Origin of the sequence: Microbacterium sp. (assembly GCF_035687345.1) — a bacterium.
Taxonomy (GTDB): Bacteria; Actinomycetota; Actinomycetes; order Actinomycetales; family Microbacteriaceae; genus Microbacterium.
Map to the genome: position 1 here is coordinate 1 of NZ_DASRXZ010000022.1, position 14,196 is coordinate 14,196.

Below are 14,196 nucleotides of genomic sequence, written 5' to 3' on the forward strand. Positions count from 1 at the left end.
GGTGGAACGGCCCCTCCTTGGGGTGAGTAACGGGACTTGAACCCGCGACCCCCTGGACCACAACCAGGTGCTCTACCAACTGAGCTATACCCACCATGTCTCCCGCGCGAGCGGGCAACCAGACAATTCTGTCATATTCCCGAGGCATACGATGACACGACGGATGCCGCGGCGGCCCGCGCCCCGTCGCTCGTCGGACCCGGTTCGGGCACGAACACAGCCTGTCGGTAGTAGGCCAGCTCGCGGATCGACTCGCGGATGTCGGCGAGCGCGCGGTGACCTCCGTCTTTCGCCGGCGCGTGGATGTACGCCCGGGGGTACCAGCGGCGGGAGAGCTCCTTGATGCTCGAGACGTCGACGTTGCGGTAGTGCAGCCAGCGGTCGATGCGCGGCATGTACTTCGCCAGGAACATGCGGTCGGTGCCGATCGTGTTGCCCGCCAGGGGCGCCTTCCCCTGCTGCGGGACGAAACGCTGGATGTACTCGAGCGCCTCGAACTCCGCCTCGGCGACGCTCACGCCGTTCGGGATCTCGGCCATCAGTCCGGACGCGGTGTGCATCTGAGTGACGAACTCGTTCATGTTGGCGAGGGCCGTGTCGTCGGGCTTGATGACGATCTGGAAACCCGGGTCGAGCGGGCGCAGGTCGAAGTCGGTGACCACGATCGCGATCTCGACCAGTTCGTCGACTTCGAGATCGAGGCCGGTCATCTCGCAGTCGATCCAGACGAGCCGATCGTTGTCGGAAGCCCCCACCATGCGGACCATCCTAGTGAGGACAGGGGACGCGGCCTCCGGAGGGTGCCCGGACGACACTCCGAGACGGATGCTGCAACAGTGGTCCCCCCGGGGCGATTCGAACGCCCGACCGGCGGATTAGAAGGCCGCTGCTCTATCCACTGAGCTACAGGGGGTCCCTTCCAGGCTACCGGTCCCGACGGTGCGAGATCGAAGCGCGGCGCGCCCCTTCCAACGTGCGAGGCGCCAGCGTAGCGTCGGATCTGTCGGAAGGAGTTCGCATGAGCACGACCGAAACACCTCGCGCGCTCTGGGTCGCCTATGGCGAGTCCGGGGTCGTCGGCAGCATCAAGAAGGACGAGAACGGCTACACCGTCACGATGGCGGGCGCCGACTCGGCCGCGGGAACCTATCCGTCGATGGAGGTCGCCAAGAACGCCCTCCATGCCCGGATGACCCCGGGCAGCGCGTGGCCGGAGTTCCGCGAGCACTGAGACACAGCACTCACGTGCGGTCGCCCGCGAGGGCGGCCGCACGTCGTATGCGCCGAGTGCGGGCTTCACGCCCGGGCCGCGCGTCGAGCAGCGGGAGCGCGAGGTGGACGAGCGGTCCGATCAGCAGCGCGTAGAGCACCGTGCCGATGCCGACGGTTCCACCGAGCAGCCAGCCCGCCACGAGCACGGTGAGTTCGACGATGGCGCGGCACACCCAGATCGGCCAGCCCAGTCGTGAGTTCATGCCGGTCATGAGCCCGTCGCGCGGGCCGGGGCCGAACCCGGCGCCGATGTACAGGCCGGACGCGATCGCCACGATGACGACTCCGCCGAGGAGCGCGGCGAGCTGGGCGAAGAAGCCCGCGATCGGCGGGATGACCGCGAGCGTCGCCTGCATGCTCGTTCCGACGAGCAGGATGTTCAGGATCGTCCCGATGCCCGGCTTCTGGCGGAGCGGGATCCACAGCAGGAGGATGAGCAGGCCGAGGATGTTGGTCACCCAGCCGATCCCGATGCCGGTGTGGATCGACAGCCCCTGAGCGAAGACGGTCCAGGGGTCGACGCCCAGTCCCGCCTGGATCGCGAGGGCGCAGCCGGCGCCGTAGAGGAACAGGCCGACGAAGAGTTGGATCACACGCCTTGTCACTCGGCTATCCAATCTCAGGATTGGCATGTCGCATACAGGCCAATTCGGATAATCTGGCCTTTGTGGACTCCCGAGTATCCGCTCGTGACCTCACGGCCGCCCTGGGCGGGTGGCGCACGCGCGAGCCCGCGTACGAGGCGTTGGCCGACGGCATCCGCCTTCTGTGTCTCGACAATCGACTCGCGCCGGGCACCGCCCTGCCGGCGGAACGCGAACTCGCGGCCGCCCTGCGGGTGAGCCGCAGCACCGTGACCGCCGCCTACCGCAGTCTGCGCGACACCGGCCACATCGCGAGCGTGCGCGGCTCGGGCAGCGTGACCCTTCCGCTGCGGCGGCACGACCCCGGTCGCGCGGGTGCCGGTGAGGGCATGCTCGATCTGCAGCAGGCGAGCCCGCAGGCGTGGCCGGGCCTGGCCGGGGTGATGGCCGATGTCGCCGCGTCTTCGGCGGCGCTCGTCTCCAGGGTCGGCTATGACGTCTTCGGACGCCGCGAGCTGCGAGAGGCCATCGCGGACCACTACACCGCGCGCGGGTTGCCCACGACGCCGGGGCAGATCCTCGTCACGACGGGTGCACAGAGCGCCATCCACCTCGTCGCGTCCGTGCTGCTCGCACGGGGCGATCGCCTCGTCATCGAGACGCCGACCTACCCGCACGCCGCCGACGCCTTCCGCCGCGCCGGTTCGCGCCTCGTCGGGGTTCCCGTGGCGACGGACGACGGGTGGGACCTGGAGCGCGCCGAGCAGGCGTTCGCGCGCACGCTGCCCATCGCCGCGTATCTCATGCCCGCGTTCCAGAACCCCACGGGTCGGTCGATGTCGGTGCGTGAGGCGGAAGTGATCCGGGACTCCGCGGAGCGCGCGGGCAGCGTGCTCGTCCTGGATGAGACGACCGCCGACCTGGTGATCGATCCTGACAAGCGCGATGACTCGTTCCTGCACGTGTTCGCCGCAGCCGACGAGGAGTCGACCGTGCGCATCGGATCGCTCGGGAAGACGGTGTGGGGAGGCCTTCGAGTCGGCTGGGTGCGTGCGGACGGAGACTTCGTGCGCCGGCTCGTCGCCGCGCGACCGGCTCACGACCTCGGCACGCCGGAGTTCGAGCAGGCGGTCGCGACCGAGCTGCTCCGGAGGTTCCCGGGGATCGTGGCCCAGCGTTCGGACCTGCTGCGGGCGGGGCGCGACGCGGCGGTCGCCGCTCTCGCGCGCGAGCTGCCGGAGTGGCGCGTGCCCGAGGTGAACGGCGGAGTCTCGTTGTGGGTCGAGATGGGCGCGCCGCTCAGCGCCGCGCTCGTCATGGATGTGCGCTCGCGCGGCCTTCTGTTGTCGGCCGGCCCTCGCTTCTCGGTCGATGGCGGTCACGACCGTCATCTGCGCGTGCCCTTCACCGGGCCGCCCGACGAGATCGATCGTGCCATCGGGATCCTCGCGGAGGGATGGGCGCACGTGCGCGAGAGCGCTCCGGTGGCGTATACGCAAGGGCTCGACGCCGTGGTGTGACCGCGGCCCGCCTCACCGCGCGAACCGCAGGCAGTCCACTGCGTCGTCAGGCGACCAGAAGTCGCCGAGGTCGCGCAGCTCTCGGGTGAGGCGGTGGAAGCGCCGTGCGCGCCACGCGACGCCCTCTGGCTTGAGGACGGCTTGGAGGTGGCCGATCGCACGTCCGGAACGATCGAGCACACGCCACAGGGCGGGGCCTGCCGGCACGAGCCGGATGCCGGGCATCGCGATCGGTGGGGCGAGGCGGGGGAGTCGCTCGGGATGCTGACGGGTGGGGATGGCGGCGGTGGGGATCGTCGTTGTCATGGTCGTCTCCTCTCACCATCGAACATATGTGCGACCTCCGACATCGGATCGTCCCCTGTTTCGTCCATTCCTCCCCAGGCGAGGCAGAGGTTCCCGGCTTCCACGTGAGGCGCGGGAGGCGCGGCTGGCGCGGGCCCGCGATCGTCATGCTGTTCGCACGTCGGTGCCCGTCGGGCACGCGGGCACCGACGCAGCCGAGGGGAGTCCTCGGCCGTCGAGAGGAGAGACCATGTCCGAGACCATCACCGTGAGCGGGATCGTCGCCACGCCCCCCGAGCTGCGACGCAGCTCCGCCGGAGTCCCCATCGCGAGCTTCCGGCTCGCCGCGGGCCAGCGACGCTACGATCGCGCGACGAACACGTGGGTCGACAACGGCACGAACTGGTATCGCGTGTCGGCGTTCCGCGCGCTCGCCGAGAACGGGATCGCATCGCTCAGGAAGGGCGACCGGGTGCTCGTGAGCGGAAAGCTGAAGGTGCGCGACTGGGACAACGGCGTCAAGAGCGGCACCGACGTCGACATCGAGGCCGACGCGATCGGGCACGACCTCCGCTGGGGCACCTCTCGGTTCGCGCGACCCGAGGCTCCCGCGTCACCGCAGTCGAGTCCGGAGGACGCGTGGGCGCCGGATGACGCCTCCGACGGCGCGAATGGAGAAGCGGCGGATGCCGCATCCGCCGCTTCGGCATCGGCGGTGGAGCCCCGGCGAGACGAGTGGGTTGTCCCCGGGGGGTCGGTGCTCGCCGACGGTGAGCCGGCTCTCTCGTCGAAGGAGCCGACGGAGGCCGACGTGCCCTTCTGAGCTGACGGGCCTCCGCGTGCGTCGGTCATAGACTCGTCGGGTGTCCAGCCGGCTCGTCACCCGTACCCGCGCCGTCGGCGAGACGCCGTCGCATGCGCCGGTTCGCCGGCCCGTGGCCGTGGTGCTCGCTCTCTCGCTCGGCGCGCTGCTGAGCGCCTGCACGCAGCCGTCGCCCGAGCCGACAGCGTCGACGGCCGCGCCGAGCACACCGGCCGTGTCACCGACGCCGACGCCGACACAGACGTCCACCGGGCCCGTCCTCGTGCCCGACGGCACCGCCGAAGACAACCTGCCGCTGTTCGCCCAGGTCGTCGAGACGGTGTGGACGTCACCCGATCATGCGTCAGGGCGCGCGTACATCGACGCCCTCGTTGCAGCAGGCTTCGACAAGTCCGCGATGCAGGTGACGAACGACCTGACGACGATCGGCGATCCGGCCGAGAGCATCCAATTCTCGGTGCTGTGGGGCGACGAGTGCCTCATCGGTCAGGTCGGCCCGGCGACGGGTGAGCCGGTCACGGTGGTCATGCCGGCTCTCGCCGAGGGCGGATGCCTCATCGGCAACACCCGTCCGATCGACTGGTGACCCGTGCGCCGCGACTCGGGGCGTCTGCTCGGCTTCCCGGGGAATGGGCGTCCCGTTCACCGCGTTGACCTCTTCGAGGCATCCGTGTTCGCACACGCTGCCCGGGCTCGGGTCACGTCGAGCATGCGGCCCCTATCCCATGGGTAGGCTAGGAAGCCGAGTCGATCGCGAGATGCGCCACCTCGCTTCGACACCCCCGCACTTGGCATCGACGAGCCGATGCAGTCGCGCCCCGTCTGGGCGCCCATTCAGACCCCTCAAGAGGAGCGTGTAAACACCCGTGGCTGAGTACATCTACCAGATGGTCCGCGCCCGAAAGGCGGTCGGCGACAAGCTGATCCTCGACGACGTCACGATGGCGTTCCTGCCCGGGGCGAAGATCGGCATGGTCGGCCCCAACGGCGCCGGCAAGTCGACGATCCTGAAGATCATGGCCGGCCTCGACCACCCGTCGAACGGTGAGGCGAAGCTCACGCCCGGCTATTCGGTGGGCATCCTCATGCAGGAGCCCGAGCTCGACGAGTCCAAGACCGTGCTCGAGAACATCCAGGACGGCATCGCGATCAAGGCGAAGCTCGACAGGTTCAATGAGATCTCCGGCCTCATGGCCGACCCCGACGCGGACTTCGACTCCCTCCTCGCCGAGATGGGCACGCTTCAGGAGGAGATCGACGCCGCCGACGCGTGGGACCTCGACTCGCAGCTCGAGCAGGCGATGGACGCACTGCGCACCCCTCCGGGCGACTCGCCGATCGGGCCGCTCTCCGGTGGTGAGAAGCGCCGCGTGGCGCTGACGAAGCTGCTCCTGCAGAAGCCCGACCTGCTGCTGCTCGACGAGCCCACGAACCACCTCGACGCCGAGAGCGTGCTGTGGCTCGAGCAGCACCTGCAGAAGTACCCCGGCGCCGTCATCGCGATCACGCACGACCGGTACTTCCTCGACAACGTCGCGGAGTGGATCGCCGAGGTCGACCGCGGACGGCTCATCGGCTACGAGGGCAACTACTCGACCTACCTCGAGAAGAAGCGCGAGCGCCTCGAGATCCAGGGCAAGAAGGACGCGAAGCTCGCCAAGCGTCTCGCTGACGAGCTCGAGTGGGTCCGGTCGAATCAGAAGGGTCGCCAGGCGAAGTCGAAGGCGCGTCTGGCGCGCTACGAGGAGATGGCTGCCGAGGCCGAGCGCACCCGCAAGCTCGACTTCGAAGAGATCCAGATCCCGCCGGGGCCGCGCCTCGGCAGTGTCGTGATCGAGGCGAAGAACCTCAAGAAGGGGTTCAACGGCCGCTCGCTCATCGACGGCCTCAGCTTCAGCCTGCCGCCCAACGGCATTGTGGGCGTCATCGGTCCGAACGGCGTCGGCAAGACGACGCTGTTCAAGACGATCGTCGGGCTCGAGCCGCTGGACGGCGGTGAGCTCAAGATCGGTGAGACCGTGAAGATCAGCTACGTCGACCAGACGCGCGCGAACATCGACCCCGAGAAGACGCTGTGGGAGGTCGTGTCCGACGGCCTCGACATCATCACGGTCGGCAAGACCGAGATCCCGTCGCGCGCCTACGTGTCGAAGTTCGGCTTCAAGGGCCCGGACCAGCAGAAGAAGGCCGGCGTCCTCTCCGGCGGTGAGCGCAACCGCCTCAACCTCGCGCTCACCCTCAAGGAGGGCGGCAACCTCCTGCTGCTCGACGAGCCGACGAACGACCTCGACGTCGAGACGCTCCAGTCGCTCGAGAACGCGCTTCTCGAGTTCCCCGGCTGCGCCGTCGTGATCACGCACGACCGCTGGTTCCTCGACCGCATCGCGACGCACATCCTCGCGTGGGAGGGCACCGACGAGGAGCCCGACAACTGGTATTGGTTCGAGGGCAACTTCGAGGCGTACGAGGAGAACAAGATCGCGCGTCTCGGCCCGGAGGCCGCGAAGCCGCACCGTTACACCTACCGCAAGCTCACCCGTGACTGAGTCGTCGTCGGCCCCGGCCGCCGGTGCTTCCGGCGGTGCGGGCGGACGCCTGCACATTCCGATCCCGTTGCGCTGGGGCGATCTCGACGCCTTCAACCACGTCAACAACACGGCGATGCTCAAGCTCCTCGAAGAGGCGCGTGTGCGCGCGTTCTGGCAGCCCGACGAGGGCGAGACGGCCCCGACGACGGCCGTGCTCGACTCGGGTCTGCACAGCGGCGTCCTCACGCTCATCGCGCGGCAGGAGATCGAGTACCTCGCGCCCGTGCCGTATCAGCGGCATCCGCTCGACATCCAGATGTGGTTCGGCAAGCTCGGCGGTTCGAGCATCGAGGTCTGCTACGAGGTGTGCAGCCCGCTCGAGAGCGCAGGTCCCGAGGGCGGTCAGACGGTGTACGCGCGTGCGGTGACGGTCGTCGTGAAGGTCGACGCCGCAACCGGCAAGCCGCTCCGGCTGAGCCCCGAGGAACGCGAGGCGTGGGAGCCGTTCCTCGGCGCGCCGATCGAGTTCGCCCACCGGCGCTGATGCGCGGATCGGCACCGACGCCGCGCACCGGCGCTGGGGCGTGCACCCGCGCTGCCGAGTCCCGCGGAGGCGCGCAGCCGCCTCAGGCGGGAGAGCCGCCCTCCATCGGAACGCGGATCATGATCTCCTGCGCGACGCTCGCGAGCAGTCGACCGTCGCGCGTGTAGATCCGGCCGAGGGAGAGCCCGCGTCCGCCGCGCGCGCTCGGCGACTCCTGTACGTAGAGCATCCACTCGTCGACGCGTCCGTCGCGGTGCCACCACATGCCATGATCGAGGCTCGCGACCTTGAGGCCCGGCGTCGCCCACGGAATGCCGTGCGCGCGCAGCACCGACTCCTGGATCGTGAGGTCGCTGAGATACGCGAGCGCCGCACGGTGGATCGTCGGGTCGTCGGGGATCGGGCGGCGGATCTTCATCCACACCGCCTGCCGGGGCACACGCTCGCCCTCGACCGTCAGGTACACCGGCGACGGGATGTGCCGCAGATCGGCGGGGCGGTCCATGAACAGCCGCTTCGACATCGGATGCAGGCCGGTGAGGTGATCCTCGATGTCGGGCAGTTCCTCCGGCCCCGGGATGTCGGTGGGCATCGGCGCCTGGTGCTCGAGCCCCGGCGTCTCGATCTCGAACGACGCGATCATCGAGAAGATCGGCAGCCCGTCCTGGAACGCCTGCGTGCGCCGCGTCGAGAAGGAGCGTCCGTCGTGGATGCGGTCCACCGCGAACGTGATGCCCTGATTGGCGTCGCCCGGTCGCAGGAAGTACCCGTGCATGGAATGAGCGATGCGGTCGGACGGAACCGTGCGGGCCGCCGCGACGATCGCCTGGGCGAGCACCTGACCGCCGTACACTCGGCCGAGCGGCATCCGGTGCGACACACCCGTGAAGATGTCTTCGGTCGTGCGCGCCTCGGAATCGTTCAGTGCGAGCACGTCGAGCATCGACGCGACAGGGTCTGGGTCGGGGGTGACACCCTCGGGCACCGGCTGGTTCGCGTCGGTCACGAAGCCTCCCGTCTGCGCGGCCGACTCGCCGGTCGCCCTTGGTAGTTTAGGCGGATGCCCGCCCGACTGCCGTTCGCCGACGCGCACGCCGCAGCCGACGCGCTGACCTTCGCGGGGCGCACGACCCGGCTGGGCGATGGCGCGGTCCGACTCGCCGGCCGGAACGGCGTGCTCGCGATGACCTCGGCGCCACTGGCGCCGCGCGGGCTCCTCGATACCACGCCGACGATCCTCGGCATGCGTGCGGTCGCGGTCGATCCCGAACTCGAGTGCGACTTCGTCGTCGAAGCCGACGCGCTCCGCCGCGATCCCGAAGACGATCGCGCGATCCTGCTCCCCGACACGGCGGTCTCGCCGGCGTGGGCGGGAGTCGCGCCGCCGCGTTCGGGTTGGAGCGAGGTGGGGCGGGTCGCCGCATCCGTTCTCGCCGAACGCGCTCAGTGGGGGATCGCGGCCGTCGCGCACGCCGTCCCGACAGATGCGGGCGAGGACGCCGTGCGCGCGGTGCGCGCGTCGATCTGGGGCGCTCCGGATGACGCGCTCGGCGGTCTTCCGCGGGGCGTCGCGTTCGCCGCCTTCGCACTCGGGTTCATCGCGGGCGAGGAGGAGGTGCCGGTGCGCACGTCCGGCCCGTGGACCCGGCTCACCCTCGCGCGCGGGCACGTGCTCGCCCGCGGGCCCGCGCGTGTCGGACTCACCGATGTGAGACGCACCGGTCCGTCGGCCGACCGCACGGACTAGACCGCGGAGGCGGCGGCCCGCCCGGCGACGCGACCGGAGAAGAGGCATCCGCCCACGAACGTCCCTTCGAGGGCGCGATAACCGTGCACACCGCCGCCACCGAAGCCGGACGCCTCGCCCGCCGCGTACAGACCGGGGACCGGCTGCCCGTCCGAGCCGAGAGCACGCCCCTGCAGATCGGTCTCGATGCCGCCGAGGGACTTGCGGGTGAGCACGTGGAGCTTCACCGCGATGAGCGGCCCGTTGGACGGATCGAGGATCCGGTGCGGGACCGCCGTGCGGACGAGCCGGTCGCCGCGGTACGAGCGCGCCGAGCGCAGCATCGCGATCTGGGCGTCCTTCGTGAACTCGTTGTCTATCTCGCGGTCCCGCGCCTCGAGCTCGAAGCGCACCCGGTCGGCGTCGAGCACGTCGCCGCCGGGCAGCTCCTTCATGCCGGCGATGAGCTCGTCGAGCGTGTCGCGTACGACGAAGTCGGCGCCTCTGTCCATGAACGCCTGCACGGGACCGGCTGCCCCCTTGCCGAGGCGGGACTTCACGAGCAGCGGGAGGTCCTTGCCGGTGAGGTCGGGGTTCTGCTCGCTGCCCGACAGCGTGAACTCCTTCTCGATGATCTTCTGCGACAGCACGAACCACGAGTGGTCGTGGCCGGTGGCGCGCAGGTGCGCGAGTGTGCCGAGCGTGTCGAAGCCGGGGAAGAGCGGTACGGGCAGGCGATGACCCGTCGCGTCGAGCCAGACCGACGACGGGCCGGGCAGGATCCGGATGCCGTGGTCCGGCCACACCGGGTCCCAGTTCTGGATGCCCTCGACGTAATGCCACATGCGGTCGCGGTTGATGAGCCGCGCGCCGGCCGCGTCCGCGACGATCTGCATCGAGCCGTCGACGTACGCGGGCACGCCCGTCACCATCGTCGCGGGAGCGGGGCCGAGCCGCTCGGGCCACCACTCGCGCACGAGGTCGTGGTTACCGCCGATGCCGCCCGATGCCACGATCGTCGCTCCGGCGGTCACCTCGAACGATCCGACGACCTCCCGCGAGGTCGCCACTCCGCGAGCCGCGCCCGACGGCTCGAGGATGTCGCCCGTCGCGCCCGTCACCGCGCCGCCTGAGGTCGTGAGCGCGGTCACGCGGTGCCGCGGGAGGATCGTGAGCCGACCCGCCGCCTCGGCGGCCTCCACAGCGGCCTGGAACGGCGCAACGAGCCCCGGGCCCGTGCCCCACGTGATGTGGAACCGCGGCACCGAGTTGCCTGGTCCTGCGGCCGTGTAGCCGCCGCGCTCCGCCCACCCGACGACCGGGAAGAAGCCGACACCCTTCTCGCGCAGCCACGCGCGCTTCTCGCCGTGCGCGAACTGGAGGTAGGCCTCGGCCCACCGGCGCGGCCACGCGTCGTCCTCGCGGTCGAAGCCCGCGTTGCCGAACCAGTCCTGGCGCGCGAGCTCGAGCGAGTCCTTGATGCCGAACCGACGCTGCTCGGGTGAATCGATGAAGAAGAGCCCTCCGAACGACCACCACGCCTGGCCGCCGAGATTCGTGCGCGGCTCCTGGTCGACGATGACGACGCGCTTGCCGGCCGCGACCGCCTCGGATGCCGCGACGAGGCCGGCGAGGCCCCAGCCGATGACGAGCAGGTCCGCGGAGTGCGGCGAGGGTGCGGGCATGTGGCGACTCCTTTGTCGTGTGCTGCGTGGGTGTGGGGAGATCAGTCGCTTCCGGGCGGCACTGCCGAGTCGTCGCGGCGATCGTCGCCGGATGCCGGGGCAGCCGTCACGGGGATCGAAGACCGCGGCACGTTCCCGGCGTCCGGTCGCGGGACGATCGTCGCGTCGCGTCCGCCTGCTGCGGGGCCGATGCCCGTCGGCTCGAACGTGTTGACCATCGCGAACGCCGCGCGCTGCAGGTAGTCCCACAGCGTCTCCTCGTGGAGCGGCGGAAGCCGCAGCTCATCGACGGCGTCGCGCATGTGCTTGAGCCACCGGTCGCGGGCCTCGGGGTTGACGTGGTACGGGGAGTGCCGCATCCGCAGTCTCGGGTGCCCCCGCCTCTCGCTGTACGTCGTGGGGCCGCCCCAGTACTGCTCGAGGAACATCGTGAGCCGCTCGGCGGCGGGACCGAGATCCTCTTCCGGATACATCGGGCGCAGCAGCTCGTCCTCGGCGACGCCCCGGTAGAACGTGTCGACCAGGCGGACGAACGTCTCGTGGCCGCCGACCTCTTCGTAGAAGGTGAGGGGCGCGGCATCCGTGTCGTCGCTCATTGCGCACCCCCGCTCGGATCCTGTTTCGGCTGCTTCGGCTTCTTCGGCTTCCAGACCACGCTGCCGGCCTTGCCCGCGTCGGGCGGCACGGGGTTGGGCTTCGTCTTGGGCGGGTTCGCTCCGCGCACGCGCTGGGCACCCTCGAGGCCCGTGAGCATGACGGTGCTGAGCTGCGGGAGCGTGAGCCCCAGTTCGTCGATCGCGCGCTTGAGGCGCATGCGCAGCTCGCGCGCGACGTCGTCCTTCGCGTTGGGGCGCGTCTTCATGACGACGCGGATGACGAGCGCATCGCCCGACACGGACTCCAGTCCCCACACCTCGGGCTGCTCGAGGATGCGCGTTCGCCACTTCGGCTCCTTGTGCAGGGTCTTCGCGGCTTGGAGAAGCGCGTCCTCGACGGTCTCGATGTCGGCGTCCGCCGGCACCGCGAGGTCGACGATGACGCGCGACCAGCCCTGCGACATGTTGCCGATGCGCGTGATCTCTCCGTTGCGCACGTACCACAGCGTGCCGTTGACGTCGCGCACGTGAGTGATGCGCACGCTCACGTACTCGACGATTCCCGACGCGAGGCCGACGTCGACGACGTCGCCGATGCCGATCTGGTCCTCCGCGACGATGAAGATGCCGTTGAGCACGTCCTTGACGATGTTCTGCGCGCCGAAGCCGAGTCCCGCGCCGATCGCGGCGGACAGGAGCGCGAACGAGCCCAGCACCGACGAGTCGATGACGTTGATGATCATCAGGATCGCGACGATGACGATCGCGACGTTGACGATGTTCTGCAGGATCGAGCCCAGCGTGCGCGTGCGCTGCACGAGCCGGACCGCGGCGAGCGGGGTGCGTTCGAGGGCCTGCGTGTCATCCACGCGCGCCTTGCTCTTGGCCCCGGACACGATGCGGTTGACGACGCGCCGGATGACGAATTTGAGCAGCCACGAGACGACGAACGCGCCGACGATGATCGCCGCGATCGCGATGACCTTCCATCCCGTCTGGGTGATGATCTGGAGCCACCACTCCCAGGACCACTGGGGCGGCGGAGCCGTTGCGAAGGGGGCGATGTCCATCGGGTCGATCTTAACGAGGCGAGGCTGAGAGAAACGGATGCCCCGGCCTACCGTGCACGGCGGGCCGGGGCATCCGTCGTGTCGTGATTACTGCGCGTCGCGCTCCTGCACCGACAGGGCGCGCTCGACGCCCGCAAGGTTCTCGAGCACGAGGCGGCGCAGCGCGGGGGCGGCATCGGCGTTCGCCTCGAGCCACTTGCGGGTCGCATCGCGAAGCTCGACATTCGCGAGCGGCGCCGGGTAGAGCCCCGTGATGAGGTACTCCGCGATCTTGTACGTGCGCGACTCCCACACCGGGATCAGCATCGCGAAGTACGGCTCGACGAACTCGGTCAGGTCGCCGACCGTCGCGGGATGAGTGAACCCGAGGGTGGCCGAGCGCACGATCGTGTTGGGCAGGTCGTCCTTGTCGATGAGCGACGACCACGCGGCCTTCTTCGCGTCGGCGCCCGGCAGCGCGGCCTTCGCCTGCGCGGCGAACTCGCCGCCCTTCGCGGTGTTGTCCGCGGCGAGCGCCTCGTCGATGTCGGCCGCCGTCACGACGCCGCCCGCGGCGAGCGACACGAGCAGCTGCCACGAGAGGTCGGTGTCGATCTCGAGGCCGTCGAGCGTCGTCTCGCCGTCGCGGACCTTGCGCACGGTCTCCCACTGCGCGGGGGTCGCGGCGGCGCTCGCGAACGCCGTCACGAACTGCAGCTGGCTGTCGCTGCCGGCCTCGGCCGCCTGTGCGAGCTCCCACAGACCGTCGGCGACCTTCTCGCGCGACGCGGTGCGCTTGTCGGGCGCCACGTACGAGTTCGCCGCGAGCTGGAGCTGCGCGAGGGTCGTGCGCACAGTCGTCGACTCGGTCTCGGAGCCGATGTTGCGCAGCACGAGGTCGATGTAGTCGCTCGCGGATGCCTCGGCGTCGCGCGTCTGGTCCCAGGCCGCGCCCCACACGAGGGAGCGCGCGAGCGGGTCGCTGATCCCCGCGAGGTGGTCGATCGCGGTGCGGAGGGACTGCTGGTCGAGGCGGATCTTCGCGTACGCGAGGTCGTCGTCGTTGAGCAGCACGAGGTCGGGGCGCTTGCGGCCCTTCAGCTCGGGCACCTCGGTGAGGTCGCCGTCGACGTCGAGCTCGACGCGGTGCGTGCGCACGAGCGCGTCGCCCTGCAGGTCGTAGAAGCCCACGCCGAGGCGGTGCGGTCGGATCGTGGGGTAGTCCGCCGGGGCGGTCTGCACGATCGCGAAGCGCGTGATCTCACCGTCGACGTCGGTCTTGATCTCGGGCGACAGCGTGTTGACGCCGGCCGTCTCGAGCCACTTCTTCGACCAGCTCGACAGCTCGCGGCCGCTCGTGGCCTCGAGCTCCGCGAGGAGGTCGGACAGCTCGGTGTTCGACCACTCGTGCTTCTTGAAGTACGCGGCGACGCCGGCGAAGAACTGCTCGATGCCCACCCACGCGGCGAGCTGCTTGAGCACCGACCCGCCCTTGGCGTACGTGATGCCGTCGAAGTTGACCTGCACGTCCTCGAGGTCGCGGATCTCGGCGACGACCGGATGCGTCGACGGCAGCTGGTCCTG

Annotated in this window: 15 protein-coding genes and 2 tRNA genes; 7 read left to right on the top strand and 10 right to left on the bottom strand. The window is 69.9% G+C overall.

Annotation, left to right across the window (positions count from 1 at the left end):
• Positions 1–18: 18 nt before the first annotated feature.
• The 3 genes from VFF97_RS02345 to VFF97_RS02355 form a co-directional block, all read right to left on the bottom strand.
• Positions 19–94, bottom strand: a tRNA-His gene (locus tag VFF97_RS02345).
• A gap of 37 nt (positions 95–131) precedes the next feature.
• Positions 132–758, bottom strand: coding sequence for an oligoribonuclease (gene orn, locus VFF97_RS02350; RefSeq protein WP_325031886.1), 627 nt, complete (start codon positions 756–758; stop codon positions 132–134).
• A 79-nt stretch (positions 759–837) separates the two neighbouring features.
• Positions 838–913 (bottom strand) — tRNA-Arg (locus VFF97_RS02355).
• Between the two features lie 105 nt (positions 914–1,018).
• Between VFF97_RS02355 and VFF97_RS02360 the strand changes: the two genes are divergently transcribed.
• Positions 1,019–1,231: a methyltransferase gene (locus VFF97_RS02360; RefSeq protein WP_325031887.1), complete on the top strand. Its 213-nt coding sequence runs from the start codon at positions 1,019–1,021 to the stop codon at positions 1,229–1,231.
• A gap of 10 nt (positions 1,232–1,241) precedes the next feature.
• Here the strand turns inward: VFF97_RS02360 and VFF97_RS02365 are convergent, their stop codons facing one another.
• Positions 1,242–1,904: a YczE/YyaS/YitT family protein gene (locus VFF97_RS02365; RefSeq protein ID WP_414684211.1), complete on the bottom strand. Its 663-nt coding sequence runs from the start codon at positions 1,902–1,904 to the stop codon at positions 1,242–1,244.
• Between the two features lie 35 nt (positions 1,905–1,939).
• On the opposite strand from VFF97_RS02365, the gene VFF97_RS02370 reads away from it, so the two are divergent.
• On the top strand, positions 1,940–3,376 hold the full coding sequence (locus tag VFF97_RS02370; protein WP_325031889.1) for a PLP-dependent aminotransferase family protein: 1,437 nt from the start codon (positions 1,940–1,942) through the stop codon (positions 3,374–3,376).
• Positions 3,377–3,388: 12 nt separating this feature from the next.
• On the opposite strand, the gene VFF97_RS02375 is transcribed toward VFF97_RS02370, so the two are convergent.
• Entirely contained in the window at positions 3,389–3,682 is a 294-nt protein-coding gene (locus tag VFF97_RS02375; protein ID WP_325031890.1) for a hypothetical protein, read from the bottom strand.
• A gap of 229 nt (positions 3,683–3,911) precedes the next feature.
• Here VFF97_RS02375 and VFF97_RS02380 point away from each other — a divergent pair, with 229 nt between their 5' ends.
• The 4 genes from VFF97_RS02380 to VFF97_RS02395 all read left to right on the top strand — a co-directional run bounded on the left by VFF97_RS02380 (position 3,912) and on the right by VFF97_RS02395 (position 7,556).
• A complete protein-coding gene (locus tag VFF97_RS02380; protein ID WP_325031891.1) occupies positions 3,912–4,484 on the top strand; it encodes a single-stranded DNA-binding protein in 573 nt (190 codons plus the stop codon).
• Between the two features lie 40 nt (positions 4,485–4,524).
• Positions 4,525–5,070 carry a DUF6993 domain-containing protein gene (locus tag VFF97_RS02385; RefSeq protein ID WP_325031892.1) on the top strand — a complete coding sequence of 182 codons (546 nt, stop codon included), beginning with the start codon at positions 4,525–4,527 and terminating at the stop codon, positions 5,068–5,070.
• 280 nt (positions 5,071–5,350) lie between these two features.
• Complete coding sequence (gene ettA / locus VFF97_RS02390; protein WP_325031893.1) at positions 5,351–7,030, top strand: energy-dependent translational throttle protein EttA; 1,680 nt, start codon at positions 5,351–5,353, stop codon at positions 7,028–7,030.
• Entirely contained in the window at positions 7,023–7,556 is a 534-nt protein-coding gene (locus tag VFF97_RS02395) for a thioesterase family protein (protein WP_325031894.1), read from the top strand. The genes ettA and VFF97_RS02395 overlap by 8 nt, the downstream gene beginning before the upstream one ends.
• Positions 7,557–7,638: 82 nt before the next feature.
• Here the strand turns inward: VFF97_RS02395 and VFF97_RS02400 are convergent, their stop codons facing one another.
• The gene (locus VFF97_RS02400) at positions 7,639–8,499 is read right to left on the bottom strand and encodes an acyl-CoA thioesterase II (RefSeq protein WP_325031899.1); all 861 of its coding nucleotides are present in this window, start codon (positions 8,497–8,499) and stop codon (positions 7,639–7,641) included.
• Positions 8,500–8,616: 117 nt separating this feature from the next.
• Between VFF97_RS02400 and VFF97_RS02405 the strand changes: the two genes are divergently transcribed.
• Positions 8,617–9,303: a hypothetical protein gene (locus tag VFF97_RS02405; protein WP_325031895.1), complete on the top strand. Its 687-nt coding sequence runs from the start codon at positions 8,617–8,619 to the stop codon at positions 9,301–9,303.
• Here the strand turns inward: VFF97_RS02405 and VFF97_RS02410 are convergent.
• The 4 genes from VFF97_RS02410 to VFF97_RS02425 all read right to left on the bottom strand — a co-directional run.
• A complete protein-coding gene (locus VFF97_RS02410) occupies positions 9,300–10,967 on the bottom strand; it encodes an FAD-binding dehydrogenase (protein ID WP_325031896.1) in 1,668 nt (555 codons plus the stop codon). The two genes, VFF97_RS02405 and VFF97_RS02410, sit on opposite strands and share 4 nt — an antisense overlap.
• Before the next feature lie 41 nt (positions 10,968–11,008).
• Complete coding sequence (locus VFF97_RS02415; protein ID WP_414684212.1) at positions 11,009–11,563, bottom strand: globin; 555 nt, start codon at positions 11,561–11,563, stop codon at positions 11,009–11,011.
• Entirely contained in the window at positions 11,560–12,633 is a 1,074-nt protein-coding gene (locus VFF97_RS02420; RefSeq protein ID WP_325031897.1) for a mechanosensitive ion channel family protein, read from the bottom strand. The genes VFF97_RS02415 and VFF97_RS02420 overlap by 4 nt, the downstream gene beginning before the upstream one ends.
• A gap of 87 nt (positions 12,634–12,720) precedes the next feature.
• Positions 12,721–14,196 (bottom strand): ERAP1-like C-terminal domain-containing protein (locus VFF97_RS02425; RefSeq protein WP_325031898.1); only part of this gene is annotated, 1,476 nt, incomplete at its 5' end.

What these genes read in the sequence shown, in the direction of transcription:
- orn (WP_325031886.1), bottom strand. Translation starts at nt 758, where the DNA reads ATGGTGGGGGCTTCCGACAACGATCGGCTCGTCTGGATCGACTGCGAG.
- VFF97_RS02360 (WP_325031887.1), top strand. Translation starts at nt 1,019, where the DNA reads ATGAGCACGACCGAAACACCTCGCGCGCTCTGGGTCGCCTATGGCGAG.
- VFF97_RS02365 (WP_414684211.1), bottom strand. Translation starts at nt 1,904, where the DNA reads ATGCCAATCCTGAGATTGGATAGCCGAGTGACAAGGCGTGTGATCCAA.
- VFF97_RS02375 (WP_325031890.1), bottom strand. Translation starts at nt 3,682, where the DNA reads ATGACAACGACGATCCCCACCGCCGCCATCCCCACCCGTCAGCATCCC.
- VFF97_RS02380 (WP_325031891.1), top strand. Translation starts at nt 3,912, where the DNA reads ATGTCCGAGACCATCACCGTGAGCGGGATCGTCGCCACGCCCCCCGAG.
- VFF97_RS02400 (WP_325031899.1), bottom strand. Translation starts at nt 8,499, where the DNA reads ATGCTCGACGTGCTCGCACTGAACGATTCCGAGGCGCGCACGACCGAA.
- VFF97_RS02405 (WP_325031895.1), top strand. Translation starts at nt 8,617, where the DNA reads ATGCCCGCCCGACTGCCGTTCGCCGACGCGCACGCCGCAGCCGACGCG.
- VFF97_RS02410 (WP_325031896.1), bottom strand. Translation starts at nt 10,967, where the DNA reads ATGCCCGCACCCTCGCCGCACTCCGCGGACCTGCTCGTCATCGGCTGG.
- VFF97_RS02415 (WP_414684212.1), bottom strand. Translation starts at nt 11,563, where the DNA reads ATGAGCGACGACACGGATGCCGCGCCCCTCACCTTCTACGAAGAGGTC.
- VFF97_RS02420 (WP_325031897.1), bottom strand. Translation starts at nt 12,633, where the DNA reads ATGGACATCGCCCCCTTCGCAACGGCTCCGCCGCCCCAGTGGTCCTGG.